Source organism: Psychrobacillus sp. FSL H8-0483, from assembly GCF_038637725.1.
In the GTDB taxonomy this organism is placed as follows: Bacteria; Bacillota; Bacilli; order Bacillales_A; family Planococcaceae; genus Psychrobacillus.
Genome location: NZ_CP152052.1, coordinates 4,084,919 through 4,104,351 on the forward strand (window position 1 = coordinate 4,084,919; position 19,433 = coordinate 4,104,351).

The 19,433-nt window shown below is 33.7% G+C and carries 16 protein-coding genes, 1 pseudogene and 1 riboswitch; of the genes and pseudogenes, 7 read left to right on the forward strand and 10 right to left on the reverse strand.

The window, feature by feature from the left end; genetic code table 11:
* Positions 1-177: 177 nt before the first annotated feature.
* Entirely contained in the window at positions 178-3,351 is a 3,174-nt protein-coding gene (locus MHB48_RS20105; protein ID WP_342599568.1) for a DEAD/DEAH box helicase, read from the reverse strand.
* A gap of 315 nt (positions 3,352-3,666) precedes the next feature.
* On the opposite strand from MHB48_RS20105, the gene MHB48_RS20110 reads away from it, so the two are divergent.
* From MHB48_RS20110 to MHB48_RS20125, 4 genes are all read left to right on the forward strand, one after another.
* A complete protein-coding gene (locus MHB48_RS20110; protein ID WP_342599569.1) occupies positions 3,667-4,200 on the forward strand; it encodes an ECF transporter S component in 534 nt (177 codons plus the stop codon).
* A gap of 423 nt (positions 4,201-4,623) precedes the next feature.
* Positions 4,624-5,076 carry a helix-turn-helix transcriptional regulator gene (locus MHB48_RS20115; RefSeq protein ID WP_342599570.1) on the forward strand — a complete coding sequence of 151 codons (453 nt, stop codon included), beginning with the start codon at positions 4,624-4,626 and terminating at the stop codon, positions 5,074-5,076.
* A gap of 5 nt (positions 5,077-5,081) precedes the next feature.
* Positions 5,082-5,450: a hypothetical protein gene (locus tag MHB48_RS20120; RefSeq protein ID WP_342599571.1), complete on the forward strand. Its 369-nt coding sequence runs from the start codon at positions 5,082-5,084 to the stop codon at positions 5,448-5,450.
* Positions 5,451-5,750: 300 nt separating this feature from the next.
* Positions 5,751-6,122, forward strand: coding sequence for a hypothetical protein (locus MHB48_RS20125; protein ID WP_342599572.1), 372 nt, complete (start codon positions 5,751-5,753; stop codon positions 6,120-6,122).
* A 565-nt stretch (positions 6,123-6,687) separates the two neighbouring features.
* On the opposite strand, the gene MHB48_RS20130 is transcribed toward MHB48_RS20125, so the two are convergent.
* On the reverse strand, positions 6,688-8,490 hold the full coding sequence (locus MHB48_RS20130) for a PD-(D/E)XK nuclease family protein (RefSeq protein WP_342599573.1): 1,803 nt from the start codon (positions 8,488-8,490) through the stop codon (positions 6,688-6,690).
* A 471-nt stretch (positions 8,491-8,961) separates the two neighbouring features.
* A complete protein-coding gene (locus MHB48_RS20135; protein ID WP_342599574.1) occupies positions 8,962-9,333 on the reverse strand; it encodes a helix-turn-helix domain-containing protein in 372 nt (123 codons plus the stop codon).
* Positions 9,334-9,513: 180 nt separating this feature from the next.
* On the opposite strand from MHB48_RS20135, the gene MHB48_RS20140 reads away from it, so the two are divergent.
* A complete protein-coding gene (locus MHB48_RS20140) occupies positions 9,514-10,725 on the forward strand; it encodes an MFS transporter (protein WP_342599575.1) in 1,212 nt (403 codons plus the stop codon).
* A 74-nt stretch (positions 10,726-10,799) separates the two neighbouring features.
* Positions 10,800-11,642, forward strand: a complete 843-nt coding sequence (locus MHB48_RS20145) for an aldo/keto reductase (protein ID WP_342599576.1) — start codon at positions 10,800-10,802, stop codon at positions 11,640-11,642.
* A 635-nt stretch (positions 11,643-12,277) separates the two neighbouring features.
* On the opposite strand, the gene MHB48_RS20150 is transcribed toward MHB48_RS20145, so the two are convergent.
* The 4 genes from MHB48_RS20150 to MHB48_RS20165 all read right to left on the reverse strand — a co-directional run bounded on the left by MHB48_RS20150 (position 12,278) and on the right by MHB48_RS20165 (position 15,654).
* Positions 12,278-12,511: a zinc ribbon domain-containing protein gene (locus tag MHB48_RS20150; RefSeq protein WP_342599577.1), complete on the reverse strand. Its 234-nt coding sequence runs from the start codon at positions 12,509-12,511 to the stop codon at positions 12,278-12,280.
* A gap of 103 nt (positions 12,512-12,614) precedes the next feature.
* The gene (locus tag MHB48_RS20155; RefSeq protein WP_342599578.1) at positions 12,615-12,770 is read right to left on the reverse strand and encodes a hypothetical protein; all 156 of its coding nucleotides are present in this window, start codon (positions 12,768-12,770) and stop codon (positions 12,615-12,617) included.
* A 441-nt stretch (positions 12,771-13,211) separates the two neighbouring features.
* A complete protein-coding gene (locus MHB48_RS20160) occupies positions 13,212-14,468 on the reverse strand; it encodes a nucleoside permease (RefSeq protein WP_342599579.1) in 1,257 nt (418 codons plus the stop codon).
* A gap of 250 nt (positions 14,469-14,718) precedes the next feature.
* Positions 14,719-15,654, reverse strand: coding sequence for a nucleoside hydrolase (locus tag MHB48_RS20165; RefSeq protein ID WP_211896116.1), 936 nt, complete (start codon positions 15,652-15,654; stop codon positions 14,719-14,721).
* Positions 15,655-15,890: 236 nt separating this feature from the next.
* Positions 15,891-15,992, reverse strand: a riboswitch (purine riboswitch).
* A gap of 338 nt (positions 15,993-16,330) precedes the next feature.
* Between MHB48_RS20165 and MHB48_RS20170 the strand changes: the two are divergent.
* Positions 16,331-16,546, forward strand: a pseudogene (locus tag MHB48_RS20170) (3D domain-containing protein); the annotation flags it as partial.
* A gap of 103 nt (positions 16,547-16,649) precedes the next feature.
* On the opposite strand, the gene MHB48_RS20175 reads toward MHB48_RS20170, so the two are convergent.
* The 3 genes from MHB48_RS20175 to MHB48_RS20185 form a co-directional block, all read right to left on the reverse strand.
* Positions 16,650-16,787 carry a hypothetical protein gene (locus MHB48_RS20175; protein WP_342599580.1) on the reverse strand — a complete coding sequence of 46 codons (138 nt, stop codon included), beginning with the start codon at positions 16,785-16,787 and terminating at the stop codon, positions 16,650-16,652.
* Between the two features lie 73 nt (positions 16,788-16,860).
* The gene (locus MHB48_RS20180) at positions 16,861-17,142 is read right to left on the reverse strand and encodes an ATP-binding protein (protein WP_342599581.1); all 282 of its coding nucleotides are present in this window, start codon (positions 17,140-17,142) and stop codon (positions 16,861-16,863) included.
* 4 nt (positions 17,143-17,146) lie between these two features.
* Positions 17,147-19,198, reverse strand: coding sequence for a GAF domain-containing protein (locus tag MHB48_RS20185; protein ID WP_342599582.1), 2,052 nt, complete (start codon positions 19,196-19,198; stop codon positions 17,147-17,149).
* Positions 19,199-19,433: the final 235 nt, after the last annotated feature.

Genomic DNA, 19,433 nt, shown 5'->3' on the forward strand with positions numbered 1-19,433 from the left:
TCATAAGTTTCAACCGCAAGAAAATACAATACGAGAATAGGAACAAATCCTAAATTCTCCACATCCATGTGGCAACGGATTCGTGACCAACATCCTGTTGATCCAAGGAGGCTTGGTAGTTCGTCCGTGTAAAGCGAGCGGATTTTCAGAAGGTAACAACATTATCTTTTAATAGAGTTAATCAATTAGTAAAATCTCTCTGATATCCTGTTCCGTTATAGAAGATAAGCTTTCTTCTCCATCTTGAAGTATCTCTCCAATTAGGTTTTTCTTTTTTTCTTGAAGGTCATTCATTTTTTCTTCAATAGTTCCACGTGCAACAAGTTTTATTACTTGTACGTCATTTTTCTGGCCCATTCGATATGCACGATCTGCTGCTTGCTGCTCTACGGCAGGATTCCACCATAAATCATATAAAATGACAGTATCTGCTCCAGTCAAATTTAGTCCAGTCCCACCAGCCTTTAAAGAGATCAGAAACAAGTTTCCTTCTCCATCATTAAACCTATTGCATAAATCTACCCGTTCAGAAATAGGCGTTTGACCGTCTAAATAGAAATAAGGTATTCCATGAAAGCCCAAGTTTCTTCCGATAATATCTAACATCATAGTGAATTGTGAAAAGATTAATACGCGCCTTCCAGCAATTCGACATTCCTCTATAATATTCATTAGTTGATCAAACTTTGCTGAGCGACCCTTATACCCCTCAACAAATAGAACTGGATGACAACATAATTGTCGCAGCCTGGTTAAACCAGCTAAAATTTTTATACGATTTTTTTGGAAATCACCTTTTTTTAAATGCTTCAAAGTATCCTGTTTTAGTTCTGCTAGATAAGCTGTATATAATTTTTTCTGTTCCAAATTTAAATCTGATGATTGAATTATTTCAATTTTCTCTGGCAGTTCCTTAAGTACATCTTTTTTTAAACGTCGTAAGATAAAAGGTCGTACTCGTTTAGCTACTTGCGCTCTAGTTAATTCGCTAAAGTCTTTTCTACCTGGCAATAACTTTGGAAAGACCACATGAAAAATGGACCATAGTTCGTCTAAGGAATTTTCTATTGGAGTTCCAGTTAGGGCAAAGTGGTGATTTGCTTTAATTTTTTTAACTGCTTTTGCAGTCAGTGTAGCAGGGTTTTTAAATGTCTGCGCCTCGTCTAAGAATAGTGTATGAAAAGAATGCTTCATGTATAAAGTAGCATCGACACGTAACGATGGATATGAAGTAATGATTACATCGAAATCCGACAAGTCCTTTAGAATGGAACTTCTTTTTTCTTTGCTACCATCAATTATGCATGCTTGTATTTCAGGTGCAAATTTTTTAAATTCATTCATCCAGTTGTAGACAAGAGAGGATGGAGAAACAATTAATATTGGTTTGGTACGGTCTCTTATTTCTGGAAGAACGGATACAATATAAGCTATACTTTGCAGAGTTTTCCCTAGTCCCATATCATCTGCAAGTATACCTCCGAATTTGTACTGAGCAAGCATTTTAAACCATCGAAATCCAACCTTCTGATAATCTCGAAGTACGTGACTTATACTGTCTGGTATTACAAAGTCTAGATTATGAGGACTTTTTAAATTCTCCACTAGTTTTTGTATTGCCTTCCCCTTTGTAACTATATTCCCTTCTTGAAGTGTATCTATCCATTGTAATCCACTTATTAAAGGTAGTTGGGTTTCTCCTCTATTAATATCTTCCATGGAAATGTTTAATTCTTGTATAAATCGAAGGAGGTTTTGAAACTCTTTCGTTTCTAAAGATAATAAAGTCCCATTCCTCCATTTATAAAATTTTCGTTTTTCTTCTAACGCTACCAGTATTTTTTTGATTTCTGATTCAGGTATACCTTGCATATCAAAGGTAAATGCTAACCAATCCGTTCGCTCATCTATATTTACCTTGATCTTAGGACCCATGTAACCTTTATGGATTCTCAATTTTACAGCGGAAGTTGCATAGATTTCTACCCATTTTTCAAATGTTGGGACAACGTTACGTAAGAAATGATACTCGGCTTCTTCATCGTGCATATAAAAGCCACCCTCTGTTTGAGTAAACAAGCTATCGTTCATTATCTTCATAATGAGCTGCTCTTTTTCACTTTCTCTTATTACGGTAGGGTTGTATAGAAACTGTTTATCCATTTCTTCAAAAGGATTTATCACTAGGTTGCCATACTGAAACTCTAATCCAGCAAGCAGACGATTTTTTACTCGGTCCAAAAATAATTTAACTCTAAGGGGTGTTTTCACAAACCTTTCTGATATTTCCTCTGCAATCTGAACGTGTCCTAACTTCATTAATCCAGGTATAACTGTATCCATAAATTGATTTAGCTGCCCCACTGGAATAAGTAGCTGATGCGTTCCTGATTGATTCAACATATCACTTAGATCTGCTAACCTTTTACAATCCTTTGCTGATAGTTTAATCATTTCCCCTTTATACAGAACATATCCATATGCATTTAATATCAATATATGCTGGAGACCTTTTACTCCTAATTGGAAATGTCCTGATTTTGTTTCCTCTAACTTAAAATCTAAAGGTAATATTTCATTTGATACTTGCAGACCTTTATAAGTAACACCAGCTTGTTCAACATAGACGAATGGACAAGCTAAAAGAGTTGGCATAAGATACTTCCAGTTATACGGTGTTATTATTACAGTATCTTTTTCTACCGAATGATTATCTTCAACAATTTCCCTTAATTCTTTTAGTACTATATTGGTAGTCTGCTGAAAGCTGTGAATAAGAGGGTTATAACTAAAACCAGTAAAGCTATTATATACTTCTCCACTATCCATTTTTTCTAAGAATTCTTTTAATGATGAGATGTTGTATAGTTCTTGAAGACCTGCTTTTAACTGAACTCCAATTAAATAGCCCTCACTTTTTGTATAAATTGGTTTGCAAATAAATTTAACGGTAAGAATTTTTCTTGTATCAAAAAGGGTTTGATTTTCACTGGGACGTTTTTTTTCACTGTTAAATAAGCCAAGCACTTGTTTCGCTAACTGACTTTCCTTCTTACTCTCTTGACGTTCTAATTCTTGGATATATAGAAGAACTGCAGCGACATGTTGACAATAAGTTTGAATAGAGACTAAAGGTGGGCAATTACATTCTGCTAGGACTTCTCCATCCATACCATGTTTTACACGAACATGAAAGATACTCCCACCCTTGACACTAGCTTCTACAATAGACTCGTTCTCTCTATAATTCTGGATATTTACTTTTCCAGCTTGATGATATGATTTCCCTTTTTTAAAAGCTATGTCTCCACACAATTGTTTAATCTTTGTTTCACTTAACACAAAGCTCATTTTTATTTCCTTCCTCAGGTACTTACCCACTTTTATCAATTTCTAACGTCCTAAACACACATCTCTGCGCATTTCTGCCCTATTCCTTGTAATTTTACACTTCCGAGTATTGTTAAGCTAATTTCCGATTCTTCTACAAACTGACACCTAAGTTTTTTGCTAAATTGACACTTTTAAAAATACCAACCCTTTGCTAAGATAATCAGTAAATTCAAAAACTGATTTACAAACTAAGGATTTCATTGGAAAAGGCAACCTTGCGTAACTATATTCCTTGATGCCTATACAGAAAAAAATAAAGGATGGTTTATGACTATGAAAACAACAACAGGTTACTCAAAATCACATACTTTTGATTTGATCCTAACAGCAATGTTAATTTCACTCGTATTCGTTGCAACTCTCACTTTAAATATCAAACTACCTATCGCTGCAAATGGCGGATTGGTTCATCTTGGAACAGCCATGCTATTTATCGCATCTATTCTTTTTGGTCCTAAAAAAGGAGCACTCGCTGGTGCTATTGGTATGGGTTTATTTGACTTAGTATCTGGTTGGACATTGTGGGCACCTTTCACCATTGTGGCACGTGGCTTGCAAGGATATTTAGTTGGAAAAATTGCTTGGTCGATGGGCCACAAAGGAAACAGTATTGCTTTCAATTTAGTAGCTACCATCGTTTCGATTCCCTTTATGTTAGCTGTTTATTACATTTGTGAACGGGTTCTATATGGTAGTTGGATTATACCAGTGGCTTCTATACCTGGAAACATAGTTCAAAATGTTGTGGGGATCATTATAGCCATTCCAGTTTGTGTTATGTTGAAAAAAGTTTCTGTTTTTAAATAGTTGAGTCAATTTCATAATTGATTCCCGCTATAGGTGGACGCTCTCCACGGGGTGAACAAGTGATAAATGTTGGTATTTTAATGGCAAAGTACTATTTATGAAATTAACTCATATTAGAAAAATGCACAACAATATAAATATTTTCTTTTAACCAATTTAATATGACATAAAAAGGTCAGCTATTACCATAACAGCCTAAAACTTTATGGTAATAGCTGACCTTTTCTATACTATTAATTTTGTAGCCAATGATTATATCTGCTCCACACATTGTACAACTAAAAGAAGGTTGTTATCAAAAGCAACAATTGCATGCTTAAGAAAACAACCTTTAATATATTATGCGCTATTTACAAAAGGTAAACAACAGTGTAATATTACACCATTAGTAGAATTTAACACTATTATATGGAGTGATGTTATTTGAATAAAGAAGCTGTAATTGATTTGATTTCTAAGAATGTTCGACTAATTCGTGTTGAAAAAGGATATTCTCAAGAAAAAATGGCTACTGTTCTAGGAATTTCCAAAAAGACACTGGTTCAAGTTGAAAAAGAAAGAACATCAATTGGTTGGACGAATGCAGTCGTAGTTTGTGCCTTATTTAAGGATAGTCAAATCCTAGAACACATTTTAGGAGAAGAACCTTTTGAAGTAATTGAAACACTAGCTCACGATGGTATGAATACTCCAAAAGTAAAAACATTAGGAGGAAAAATGTTTTGGAATGAGATTGCGAAAAAAGGAAAATTTCGAGTACAACAAAATGTGATCAGCCAACATTATCGTATTTTAGATGGTAGTGATTATAGGTGGTATAGCACGTTTGAAGAGGAAGAAATCATGAATCGTTTTCACGAATTAACTAATGAGTAATTAAAATGGAGAAAAACAAGAAAGTCGTTATATTAAACATACTATTAGTAGGAACTATCATACTAAATCTTTTTATCTTTACTTCACGTATGCGCTTTTTCCCTTGGTTTATTGAAGATGCATGGGGATATTTAGGAGTATTCCTTACTGCACCAATCTTAATAGGTATTTATTTCATACTAAGACATTTTCACAAGCAACAACTAGTCACAAGCACAAATAAGATAATTCCATTATTTGTCGCAGCAACATCATTGATTATTGTATTTATGCCGACAACTCACTTTTTAAATATTGTTGCCATTGTAATTAACTTACCTTCAGTATTTTTAGCAGCAAATTTCCTATTCAATCAAAATGGGTGGGAAAAATAATTATGGATTTAGTAGTCTAAAAAATTAGAGCCGAATCTTTCTTAGAGCAGGAAAATTCGACTCATTTTATATCGAAATTTGCATAGCGAATATTTTCGTTAAAATGTGGGCGGGACTCCATCTCCATCAACTTAAAATTTAAGGCTATGTTAAAGGAAAAGGTTGATTTAAGTAAAAGATTGTGAAGGAACCCATTTTAACTAACGCAGAAGTAGAGTTGAATAGTTTTCCTGAAAATCACAATATGAAATTATTACAAGTAAAGGTTCAATTAATTATATATATCCAAAGGAGGACGACATGAAGACCTTGTGGTTAATACTTACTTTAATACCTGCTCCATTCTTGTTTCACTTTTATGAATATGGTCAACACGTTAAGCGTGAAGAAGCATCTTTTCTATTTTTAGGTTCTGTAATATTTGTTATTATAATTGGGCTTTTATCGGGTCAAATGAGAATTCGTTACGTTATTTTGGTTAATGTTATAACGGGGTTATTATCAATGTTTTTGGCTATGTATTTTATTCCTAACGACGGTGGTTGGTTTAAGCCAGTAGGTAGAGATGTTGCAGTAATCTTTGTTGCAGTTGTTTTTTTAGTGGGACAATTAATAGTAAGGGATTTGTCAATACCATTCTTCGTTAAGGAAACGGATAGGAAAATACAATAAGCTTGGAGATACATTTCCTAGCTTATTTTTATGTGAATTTTTATTTGCCTATGAAATAAATTATGGTTTATTCAAAATCAACCAATCTCTGTGTGTAGTAAATGTGTCCCTATTAAGGGTGATAACTTGGTAGCAGCCTTTCCTCCATCGGCATTACCCAACTTCATTGATACTACGCTGCTATCCGACTCCCTACAACGGCATTTGGTTTCCTTGCTTATTATCGCTTGTACACCATACTCTTCTATAAGAAGAAAAGACCGGTAGGGTCTCCCGAGTTGCCGTATCATATCAATGTGTGACGTGCCAAGGTCTCTGACTCCGGAGAGGTTTTATCCTTCTTGCCTTTAACGATGGATAAAATGTAGATTTCTGCTGTGCTTAAGGCATCAGCCCTCTCGATTTACTAACATTATGGAGCTCAAAGGCTCTTCCCCTAAAGAAAGAAGTATCAAAGACATTGTTCTGTTCTTTGATACTTCTATAAAAAAAACAAACTATGTGATTACTTATGATACGGTTCTCCGTGGTGCATCTAAGTGAGGTTTTCTGTAAAATATATACTTCAATCTACTTTACTAATCATTTCATCATATACAATTTGAAGTTTGTCTAAAATCATTTGTAAATCCTTGTTGCTATATAAAGCTCCGAGGGCATTTAATATTTCCGATTCATTTAATTCTTCAATTGATATAGTTTCAGTGTGAATACGAGTATATTTGGCTTCTTGTTTAAGTCCTTTTTTGTTAAAATTAATGCCCTTTTCTTTAATATTCTCCATCAATAGAACACGTTTATCTGCTTCAATTGGACCTATTTCTAACGTAAAGTACAGCGAACCTAAATGAATATCCATCCAAAATAGAAATGGTCCATTATCCCACCACCATTTTTCTCTTGTTTCTCCTAAGTTTTCTTTAAACGCGTCAAACAAAGGAATTTTAAATGATAGATTTCGTGCTGATACTCGATAATGATTTTCAGGGATGTTTTTAGATACCATCCATTTTTTAAATGCATTTTTAACTTGTATCTTTTGTTCATCTAATGAAGGGTTTTCCATCACAGGAGGAACTATTTCTTCTTTTATCAGACTTTGACTATTTAACACTGTAGCTACTTGCTTACGCAACAATGTAAATTCTGAACTATTATATAAATCTACCATTACCTGTGTAAGTTCAATCATATCATCCCATTTGTTTACATCCATCTTTTGTGTGAAAAATCGTGTATAACGAGATTTTTCTAATTTTGAACTTTCTTTAATCGACAACCCGACTTTTTCTAGTTTTTCAAGTAGTGAAAGACGCCCACCAAATTCCATTGGTCCTATTTCTGCAATAAGACACAAGCGATTATCATTTGTTCGATCAAACCAAACGATTATTCCTTTTCTTAACCAATAATTTGGTTCTCTTAATGGAATTTGTCCAATAGAATCCCATTCAGGTGGAAGTAAATTTGGAATAGTTGGATGTGCATTATAAAGAACATCTTCCTTAAACTGTTGACGAATAAAATGTTCAAAGCTATAGGATAGGATATTTTTACCGTGGTTGAAAATATAGTTAATAGTATTTTTATACTTCGCCATAAACTCAAATTGATATCCTAAATCAAATTGCAATTGTTTATTAAAAATAGATGTTTTTTCAAATAGCGTTTGAATTGTTGGTCTATGATTACTATATATCTCTATTGCTTGCATTATTTGATCTTGATTTGGATAAAATTTTTCTCTTAACATTTGATTATAATCTTCAATAAATGTATAAACATTATCGCTTAATTGATCCCTATATAACATAAGAACTATATGTAAAATCGATTCAATACGTTCATAAGTAAGAATAAAATATTGTTGATTAGAAGGCTCTTCTCCATCAAGTGTTAAATAAATCGGAATGATTGTAAAATCTTTAAAAATATTTTGTATATAAATTAAATAATCATCTAACTGATTTTTCGATTCTGTAGAATAAAATTTATTTTCAATCAGAAATACAGATTTCAATTGTTGATTTACTATAAGTAAATCGATAAATCGATTATTATCGGTTTTAACTTCACGATATACATGACTTTCTATTAATGAATGATTAAGAATTTCACCTACTGCTTCATATTGTAATTTATCGCCATTTTCATCTATTAAGATCAGGTGTTCAAGCATTTTACGTAAGAAATAATCACGTAAGCCATGATTTTCTTTCGGGTCTAGCAGCCACGCCAAAATATTCGAATGACGGATTTCATAGTTTTCTAATTTTAAGATTTTTAATGCATTGAACGAGTTCACTTGCTGATTGAGTTGCTGAAAGGTTTTATCATTTTCTAACTCAAATAAATCTCGACTTTCCATCTAATTTCACTCCTACACTTCACTTTTCTTTGACTACTTCTTATAAAAATACACTTACTTATGATAAGGTTCCCCGTGGTGTATCTAAGTGAGGTTTTTCTTATTCATTTAAGAAATTTTCCTAATGAAATAATAATTTTTAATATACTTTATGTATAAATTAACAGTGACCGGTTCGTCTCCATTTCAGAAATCGGTCACTTAAACCCTTTAAAGTTGCCGCTTTTGCTCTTTTTCCATGATTCAGGCTTCTACCCCATCCAAAAACAACAATCATTTAGAAAACAGCCTTTTTTTTAAACCCTAAACGTTTTTCCTATTAGTAGCACAATTTTTTCGAAACATAGTTTTATCAGGAACACTTCTGAACCATAGAAGGATAGCAAAGCAAGTAACAATTCTGATACAGCAGCCTCTGATAGGTTGTTATATACAGAATAGGAAAGAAATTTTTTCAAATTCCCTAGTTCATTATTTTAGATGTTCATTTAGAACGTTCTCTTCCAAGATATCAAATGTATCGCCATACACTTTGATAATATGCTTTTCTCCCCATGTACATAGCGAATTTAAGATACCTTGTAAGCTCCATCCATATTCACTTAGCTCATACTCCACTTTTGGTGGAATTTGATTATAAACAATTCTATTAATGACTCCATCTTCCTCTAATTCGCGTAATTGTTGGGTTAACATCTTCTGTGTAATATCTGGCATAAGACGTTTCAATTCACTTGTTCGTTTCTTCCCGTGTGTTAAATGGCATAGAATCACACATTTCCACTTTCCTCCTATCACCTCTAGCGTCGCTTCTACTGAAATATTGTATTTCTTTTTCTTCATATATATTTCCTCCTCATGTATAGGAACTTAAAAGTACCTATAGTACTTTTAAGTGCGTACTTCTCTATTTATTTCATATGTATCATAATAGCATTTATCGGTTGAGTTTTAATGTAATTATTTTTAGTTTACTTAAAACAAGATCGTTCATACATTACCAAATTATTAAGGAGGAGAAAAATGTCTTTAGATAAAAAACAAAGTACATTAGCACTGTTTGCCTTAGCTATTAGTGCATTTGCAATAGGAACAACAGAATTTATCAGTGTAGGCCTATTACCATTAATAGCGAATGATTTACAAATTTCTGTTACGACAGCAGGCTTAACAGTTTCCTTATATGCATTAGGAGTAACATTTGGGGCACCGATTCTAACATCCATTACCTCTAGTATGTCACGAAAGTCATTACTACTTTGGATTATGGTTATTTTTATTATAGGTAATAGTATTGCTGCAAGTGCGACAAGCACTGGTGTGTTACTTGTTGCTCGTGTTATTTCTGCCTTTTCACATGGAGTCTTTATGTCCATTGGCTCTACCATCGCTGCAGATTTAGTACCGGAAAATCGAAGAGCTAGTGCCATATCCATTATGTTTTCAGGACTCACGGTAGCCACTGTAACAGGTGTACCATTGGGAACATTTATTGGACAACAATTTGGTTGGAGAATGGCCTTTATCATCATCATTGTCATCGGAGTTACAGCCTTAATCGCGAATAGTATCCTGATTCCATCTAGTTTACGAAAAGGTACTCGTACAACGTTTCGTGATCAGTTCAAATTAGTGACAAATGGTCGCTTATTACTTTTATTTATGATTACTGCCTTAGGTTATGGAGGAACATTCGTTGTCTTTACTTATCTATCACCGATGCTACAGGAAATAACAGGATATAAAGAAGGAACAGTTGCTGTGATTCTTCTTGTATATGGTATTGCGATCGCTATTGGCAACATGGTAGGTGGAAAGCTTTCTAATCACAATCCGATTAGAGCATTATTTTACATGTTTATTGTACAAGCGGTGATACTATTTATCCTGATGTTTACGGCACCATTTAAAATAGCAGGATTGATTACCATTTTCTTAATGGGGGTTCTAGCTTTTATGAATGTGCCGGGATTACAAGTGTATGTAGTCATGTTAGCAGAACGATTTGTACCTACTGGAGTAGATATGGCGTCGGCCATCAATATTGCTGCATTTAACGCTGGAATTGCAATTGGATCCTACTTAGGTGGTATTGTCACAGACTCTATTGGACTGATTCACACCTCTTGGGTAGGAGCACTTATGGTACTGATAGCTGCCATCCTTGCAGGTTGGAGTGCATCCCTTGAAAGAAAAGACCAAAAAGGGGATAAATTGAAGGAGGTTGTTTCCTAAGTAGTAAATGTGTGAAATTACCAAATATAGAACGATCTCATTTCTCATAATAAAAATTTGGAGGTTTATTTATAATGATTAAAAACATACAAGATACAACTACTTTGCATAATGGTGTAAAAATGCCTTGGTTTGGAATTGGGGTTTTTAAAGTAGAAGAGGGCCCTGAACTGGTTAATGCCGTTAAATTTGCAATTAAACATGGGTATCGTAGTGTTGATACAGCAGCTATTTATGAAAATGAAGAAGGAGTTGGACAAGCTATTCGAGAAGGGATAAATGAAGCTGGTATCCCAAGAGAAGAACTATTTATAACATCGAAAGTTTGGAATTCTGACTTAGGTTACGAATCAACTTTATTAGCTTATGAAACAAGCCTAAAGAAACTTGATCTTGAGTATTTAGATTTATACCTTATTCACTGGCCAGTAGAAGGTAAATTTAAGGAAGCTTGGCGTGCATTAGAGACTCTTTATAAAGAAGGAAGAGTAAAGGCTATTGGAGTAAGTAACTTCCAAGTCCACCATCTGGAGGACTTAATGAACGATGCTGAAATTAAACCGATGGTCAACCAGGTAGAATACCATCCACGTTTAACTCAGAAAGAAATTCAAGCCTTTTGTCAAGAACATGGAATTCAGTTAGAAGCTTGGTCACCATTAATGCAAGGTCAATTATTAGATAATCTAGTATTACAAGAAATTGCAAATAAGTATAACAAGACCATTGCCCAAATTATTTTACGATGGGATTTACAAAATGGTGTTGTAACCATTCCAAAATCCACGAAGGAATATCGAATTGTTGAGAACCCAACTGTATTTGACTTCGAACTAACAAAAGAAGAGATGCAGCGAATTGATGAGCTAAATCAAAATCATCGAGTAGGACCAGACCCTGACAACTTTGATTTTTAAATAAAATAGGGCATAAGATAACATAAAAAAACAGACATTTTTCCTCTAATAAATGAACTGCACCCCATTTTTAGACACATCTATCAATTGGAGGTGTAGTTTTTTATGGATAAATATACTTTAGAACAAAATTAGCTGCTGTTCATGAGTTATAAACTTGGTTTTACAGTTTTCTTACCAACATAGCATAATTTCATGAAGCACAATGCTTAATTGTCAAAGTGAACGTCTAATGTATTCCGTTCACTTTGATTTTAAAAACCGCACTTACTTATGATATGGTTCACCTCAACATGGATACTAGCGACTTTTTTCAAACGCTCAAAAAGATAAGAATAGAAAAATATCAATTTTCTACCAATATATATCCATTAGTAAGGTGACAAACTATGATGCCTATAAATACATTCTACTTGGTAGTGAAAAGCGTTTCCGCTTATTTCAGAAACGTCCCCGTTATTTTGAGTACATGTCTTAACATTCCTTATGTACTGTTCCCCGTTATAAAACAATATGAGGTTATCTTATGACGGTTTCAGAAATTCTTTTTCTTAACTAATACAATTTACTCAATATCTATTTCTATTTCTATTTCTATTTCTATTTCTATTTCTATTTCCATCTTTCCAGCTTATTTAAATTTCTAACGAACATGCCTGCAAAAATTTTGGGAAACCCATTTCCATACACTTTCCTTTTACAAACTCCTTCATCTCTTCTACGGATATATTTTTTTGAGTAAACTCTCCTTCCTGATAACAATGCTTACAATACGATGAGCTTTTTTCAGAATTTCTTTCAGTACCTCTATCTTCTGATTTCTTAATTGGCATGGAACAGCTTTGGCATTTTTTATATTCTTTCATCATAGTTCCTCCACATTTTATCCATTCTGCCCTAGTACTTTATAATTTTTTTTAATTCTTTTTAATTGAGGTGCTGTAAGTTCATTTTCTCTTCGCTTTAACAAAGTTAAAAATGCTTCTTTTTATCCTTATTAGATAAGTTTTGTATAACTTCTTTTATACCTTCAAGATTATGATTGTTAACTAACTCCTGTGCTAGTTCAATATTTGGTTCTTCATCACGACGTTGTAACTTCGAAGCTAACTTAGGTACTATCGTCATATTATCCCTCTTTTAAGTTGATATCATTCTATTCACATAATATGATATTAATCAGACAATATTATGGATTAAGTTTTACAGTATTTACTGGGACAAAGATTTATAAAAAAGCAGAAATACACGATTTCCATTTAAGAAAATCGTTTAAAAGAAATCAGCAGAAAAGGGAAGGAACATAAGCTTGGCATGCTTCCTATTGTATCCCCAAAAGAACAAAAATCTTCCTATAGCATAATTAATGAGATTACAGTTATCCCTTTATATAAAATTGAAAAAAAGAAGTATCAAGAACATTTAGTAGTTCTTGATACCTCTATAAAAAAAACTGACTATGTGCGTACTAATGGTTTTGTTACTAATACAATTTCCACTAATATTTTTTATTACATTCCTAACCAAATATCGTTTCAAAGCAGAAACAAACATGATAAAGAATATCTATTAAGCAACATTATTTACATTCTTAATTGCATCACGGTCATTCTTGTATTTAAAACTTACAGCAAAAACGATTGCAAGGACGAATGTATATACCGCAAAAACTAACCAGATATTTTGCCAATCCCTCACTCCGTTAATTGTAAAATAATCCACCAGTCTCCCACTAAGAACAGCGCCTACATAGGCACCGATTCCGTTGACCATTGTCATGAATAAGCCTTGTGCACTTCCACGAATTCGACGATCCACTTCCCTTTCAACAAACATAGATCCGGAAATATTAAAGAAATCAAATGCAGCGCCATATACAATCATTGATAATAGCAATAAGATGACACCAACATTAGATGGATTGCCATAGGCGAAAAGAATAAAGCGTAATGTCCACGCCACCATACTCAACAACATTACCGTCTTAATTCCAAATTTACGTAAGAAAAAAGGAATGGCAAGAATAAAGAACACTTCAGCAATTTGTCCCATTGATAATAAAATGGCTGGATATTTAACAACAAGACTGTCTTTATAGTTAGCGATTGACGCAAAATCATGTAAAAATGGATCAGCAAATACAAGGTTAATTTGCAACGCAGCACCTAGCAGCATAGCAAAACTGAAAAAGATAGCCATTCTCTTTTGCTTAAATAATACGAAAGCATCTAGACCTAAAAGACTTACTAACGACTTATCCTTTTTGACATTTGATGTTGGATTATCTGGCAGTGTAAATGAATAAAGTGCAAGTAAGAAGGAGGCCCCCGCAGCCATGTAAAGCTGGATATTACTTAACTCAAGTCCACCAAGACTAATTACCCACATTGCAAGAATAAAACTAATTGTTCCAAAAACACGAACAGAAGGGAAGTCTTTCGTTGTATCAAGCCCTTCTTTTTCTAAGCAAAAATATGAAATCGTATAAGATAAAGAAATCGTCGGCATGTAAACCATTGCGTTTAAAAGCATAGCCCAAAACATAAGATTAGGTTCCGAAATCCCGGCAGCTGAAAATAAAAAAATCGCTCCAAGGAAATGGCAAATTCCATATAATCTATTTGCCTTTATCCAACGATCTGCAATAATCCCTACAAGAGTTGGCATTAGAAGAGAAGCAAGTCCTATTGTGCTATAAACACCTCCAACTTGTGTGCCGGAAAAATGCAAAGTATTGAACATATATGAGCCAAGTGTAACAAGCCAACATCCCCAAATAAAAAACTGAAGAGACATCATAATTTTAAGTCGTGATTTTATAGTCATTTTTTCCTCCAACAATGCTTTTTGTGATGAAACTAAATTTTCTAAACTCTTTTTTAAAATCTTGATATTAATTTAGTGCTCCGCTTCAATTATCTGAAAATTCTGTTAATTACATCTATAATATTAGTATTTGACTTACTCACACTATAATTTTTTCTATAAAAAATACTATCAATTATATTGATCGTAATACATTAAGAACTTCTCTCTAAATGTACTACGATCAATTGTTCACAAACACGAATGTTCTTTAAGCTTTTTTAGATAATTCAGTAATATAATCGAAGAAATCACTAGAATTTACATCATAAACCACGTTTACTGGGCGACCATTGTCTTTTTCTTCTGTACGCCCTTGACTCGGCCCATCTGTATGCACGATACTATTAATTCTCTTCACTTTTACAAGATCACTATTACCAACAAACGCTGTTGTTAAGACATCCCATAAAAAATATGTTGAGTTTGTTGTAAAATGAACCAACGGCGGGCACATCGCATAACATTGGCCAATAAAATCAACACCGAGGTGTTTGCGTTCAGATGCCCAACGATTACGTATATCTACTGTAAGAGGTACCTGGCTAGTGCTTTCAAGCGCTACTAAATCAATTTCTATACTACTCTTCCATACTCGACCAGCTGCTTCAGGGTCCCAAAACACATTCCATTCCGCTGTCCCATCATGTTCGGGCTCTTCTACATTTCCTACATCACGAAATGTGCCGCCCATCCATACGAGTCGATCGATTTTTTCTTCAATAGAAGGGTCTTCATCAAGTGCACGAGCAAGATCCGTAAGTGGACCGGTGAATAAAAGAGTAGTTTTTTCATCTGAAGCGTGAATTGCATCTATCATATGAAGATGTGCTGGTTTCTCCGCTACTGGTGTCACAATCTTTCCGGATTCATTTAATATTGGCAAGGCATCCACAGTGAAAGCGTGCAAACGCCAATCTTTAGGAAAAGGATTTTTTCCGCGAGAATTTGACTCCGCTACATCTAAACTGCCTTTTCCAAAGCGATCAATGATTTTTCGGCTTGCAAACATAGCAGGTTCTAAATAACAATCAGCTGGAATGACGGAAACACCAGTTAGTTCAACGGTATCCATTTGTAGTAATAAAAATAGAGAAACTAGATCATCCACACCGCCATCATGATTAAAGTAAATTTTCTTTTTCATTCTTTCTCAATCCTTCACATTGAATTTATTTATTGCTTACGAATTGATCCAACTGTTTTCTCAGCGCTGGAATGGATCACACTTTATTACACATTAAGAGCGAACAAAGCTTTCTTGGTATGTCACTTTGCATAATAAAATCTAGAATTAAATATTGCTTAAACGATAAAAAAACGCTCCGATATCTACCGGAGCGTTTGACTAGGGCGTAAGTAAATAAGAAAGAGACTCCCTCTTTCATTTAACACTTACCTCGTAGTCAAGCCCTTTACGGCAGCTTGGTAGAAACTTTTGGGCCATATCCCCAATATTATACGACAGAATTCTACATTAATTTACATTTATCATAGCAACAATTTAAAGTATCGTCAATAAAAAAATAAACAATTGTTTATATCTTAAACAATTGTTTATTTTTTGTTATTAATATAATATATTAAACGATATACCTTTTATATGTCCCTCTATGTTCCTAGTCCCATATATGAACTGTCTATCAGCATAGACTTCCAAAATATAAGATATATTTATTTCGAAGGATTCGACATAATGCTGGTGGTGACAGGACAGGCACTTATGTTTAATGCATCGATGTCTCACTAATCATAAAACAGGTCAGGGTATTTGTATGAAAAGAGGTAATCGCTAAAGAGTTGATAAGAAAATATAAAATTTAATTAACCTTAAAACAAACCCAAATGCAAAGGTCATCTCAGTTGACCCAACTATTATTCCACTTGGTAGTAAAGTTTATGTAGAAGGCTATGGTGAAGCGATCGCACGGGATACTGGCGGAGCCATTAAAGGAAATCGAATTGATGTCTTTATTCCTTCTCAACAGGATGCAATCAATTTTGGAGTAAAACAATTAAAGGTAACAATATTAAATTAACATATCTATTACCAGCCTATACTTAGGATTTCTATATATGTACAAAAAGGTGATTTGAATCCTTATAATAAGCAAAAAAGAACCAGATTTGGTCCTTTTTTGCTTATTTTTTCAGCCCTTCCAATAGGTTTGTTATCGTCTCACTTGCTTCTTCTAAGGAGTTTTCACCATCTGAGTTTTCTGCTATCCAAAGGGCTACTTCATTCATTGCTCCCAAAAAACAATGGGTCATAGCATCCACAGATAATAGTTTTAAATATCATTCATTTTTCAAAATGTCTTTTGATCCTCAATTTTCGAAAATAGAAATTGAATTACAAATTCCTTCCCATATTTAGACTCAACTTCAATTCAATCTGCAATTCATCGCATAATTTCTTTACAAGATACAATCCTATCCCAGTAGACTGTTTTCTGTTAGGATTATCTCCTGTAAATCCTTTTTCAAAAACGAAAGGAAGATCAGAATTAAGCACCCCGATACCATTATCAGATATCCTTAGAGAATACCGATTTTTTACGCTATCAAAAAAGATATGCAAGTAAAAAAGTTTGCATATCTTGCTAATATATTCAACACTAAAGCAAAGTTTCACTTTTTCATATACAAGTAAATTTTATAAAAAAAGTAGTTCCTTCAGATCCTGTTTGAATTTCAATTTTTGCGTTATGACGGGCAGCAATGGCATAGCATATACCCAGTCCTAAGCCAGTGCCATTATCTTTGGTCGTGTAAAATGGAGTACCCAATTTCTCTAGTATCGCAGGATTGATACCTTCTCCTTGATCTCGTACTGCAAGAACTACACAATTTTCGTCTCCCTTGTAGGTACTGATGGATAGAACCTTACCTGTGCTCATTGCTTCTAAGCCATTACGGTATAGATTTATTATCAATTGTCGTATTTCGTTACGATTTAATAGTAATTCTGGAATGTCTCTCAGATTAAATTGAATAAATTTGTTTTGATTAAATGTATCTATCTTTATTAAAGGAGTAATATCTCGAATAATAGAATTTAAATCTAACATCTGTAAATCGGATGTCTTTGTATTACCTATAGAAAGAAATTCAGTAATAATAGAATTGGCACGGTCAAGTTCTTCGATCATTACATTAAAGTAACCATTATGTTTTTCAAATTCGCTCTCTTTTTTTAAAAGCTGCAAAAATCCTCGTACTGTTGTCATGGGATTTCTAATCTCATGACTAATACCTGCTGCCATCTGACCTATTAAGTCTAGGTTTGATAATCTTTTCAATTCCTTCTCATATTTCTTTTTTTCGGTTATGTTTTTTAATAAGCAGCAGATTCCCTCATCATACGGGTAAGCAACTACTTCGTACCAATAATCCCCATAAGCTGAGGTCATTTCGAAATTTACTGCTATACGCTCTGACATCGCACGATGAAATTCCTTATACATGACCGTGTCTATACATTCCGGGAAAAGCACCCATATATTCTTGCCTAATACATCTTTTGCTGTTTTCCTTTGCGGCAAATATTGATGTTTATTCATGTAAAGAAATTCCCACTCGCGGCTCAATGCAAAGAATCCATCCGTTATACTTTCAATAACACTTGTAACCTTTTCATTAGCAGTAGCTAGTTCGCTTGTTCGCTCTTCTACCATATTTTCAAGTTGGTCCATATATAACAAGTTTGACAATGTAGGGGCTGTGGCATGGACTATCGATTTTGCTAATTGAATTTGAAATTCATGGTAATTACAAGTTTCCCCTCTTAAATTGACAACTGTTATAACTCCTAATACTTTCCCCATTGAAACCAGTGGAATCATAAGTAGACTCGTACTATCTATATTTGGAGTGTGAATTATACTTTTTGTATTAATAACCTGTTGAATCATAGCTTCGTAGCTTTGGTTCATTCTTATGCTTTTAAGATTATCCATCCAAGTCGCTTCTGTCCAATCACAGTCTTTATTTAACTTCATTAATGTGATTGTGTTTTTCCCCAATGGATCCAGGATGTGCGCTACACTTTTATTGCTATCTAAAATCTTTTCTAAGTAGAAAAAACATTTATCGAGACTGTTCTGCACGGAGGAGCACATCGACAAATCACGTGTAACATCAAGTAACAACTGCTTTTCTGCAATAAGGTTTTCCTTTTGTGTTAAATTATTTGCGTTTTGAATTGCAACTGCAGCCATATTCACATATGCTTCAACACTTTGAATTTCCGACTCTGTTAAATTCATCGGCGTTCCATAATCAAATAAAAAAACTAAACCAAATATCTCTTGTTCATATGAGATAGGAATTGCTAATAGGGATTTAATTTTGAAGGCTTCTACCGATCTCGGGTCCGGCCGATTATCCTTTGAGGTATCAGAGATATAGATAGTTTTTTTAGTCTCAATAACTTCTTTGGCCAGTAAGTCTGTTTCAATATCGATTACCTGTGTATCGAGCGTTATGCCATTCATATCTTCTGGTTTTCCTACAAATCCTCTAAATGTGCCATTTTTTTCAGGTAAATAAATACCAACCGAGTTACATTGCACGATTTCTTCCGATATTGCTTGAGTTACACGTTGTAACACTTCACGAAGTTCTAACTTTGTATTAATTACTTTTGTTATATCCGCGAGCCTAGAATATCTCGTCTGTTCACTTAACATTCACATGGTCTCCAATCAAATCCTACTAAAATTAACAGTATAATTTCTAGCTAACAATCTAGTTCGAGGTCAGTTTACTACTTTTAATTTTATATCTGTATTCTATTATACATGGAAAACCTCTATTACTTATGATACGGTTCTATGTGTAGTTTTCACTTATATTGATTTCTGAATTAATCTATTCGTTTCATTAAATAAACGCATTGTTTTATTTTTATCAAATGTCGGCATC

Coding starts and splice junctions, on each gene's coding strand:
- MHB48_RS20105 (WP_342599568.1), bottom strand. CDS start 3,351: ATGAGCTTTGTGTTAAGTGAAACAAAGATTAAACAATTGTGTGGAGAC.
- MHB48_RS20110 (WP_342599569.1), top strand. CDS start 3,667: ATGAAAACAACAACAGGTTACTCAAAATCACATACTTTTGATTTGATC.
- MHB48_RS20120 (WP_342599571.1), top strand. CDS start 5,082: ATGGAGAAAAACAAGAAAGTCGTTATATTAAACATACTATTAGTAGGA.
- MHB48_RS20125 (WP_342599572.1), top strand. CDS start 5,751: ATGAAGACCTTGTGGTTAATACTTACTTTAATACCTGCTCCATTCTTG.
- MHB48_RS20130 (WP_342599573.1), bottom strand. CDS start 8,490: ATGGAAAGTCGAGATTTATTTGAGTTAGAAAATGATAAAACCTTTCAG.
- MHB48_RS20135 (WP_342599574.1), bottom strand. CDS start 9,333: ATGAAGAAAAAGAAATACAATATTTCAGTAGAAGCGACGCTAGAGGTG.
- MHB48_RS20140 (WP_342599575.1), top strand. CDS start 9,514: ATGTCTTTAGATAAAAAACAAAGTACATTAGCACTGTTTGCCTTAGCT.
- MHB48_RS20145 (WP_342599576.1), top strand. CDS start 10,800: ATGATTAAAAACATACAAGATACAACTACTTTGCATAATGGTGTAAAA.
- MHB48_RS20150 (WP_342599577.1), bottom strand. CDS start 12,511: ATGATGAAAGAATATAAAAAATGCCAAAGCTGTTCCATGCCAATTAAG.
- MHB48_RS20155 (WP_342599578.1), bottom strand. CDS start 12,770: ATGACGATAGTACCTAAGTTAGCTTCGAAGTTACAACGTCGTGATGAA.
- MHB48_RS20160 (WP_342599579.1), bottom strand. CDS start 14,468: ATGACTATAAAATCACGACTTAAAATTATGATGTCTCTTCAGTTTTTT.
- MHB48_RS20165 (WP_211896116.1), bottom strand. CDS start 15,654: ATGAAAAAGAAAATTTACTTTAATCATGATGGCGGTGTGGATGATCTA.
- MHB48_RS20185 (WP_342599582.1), bottom strand. CDS start 19,198: ATGTTAAGTGAACAGACGAGATATTCTAGGCTCGCGGATATAACAAAA.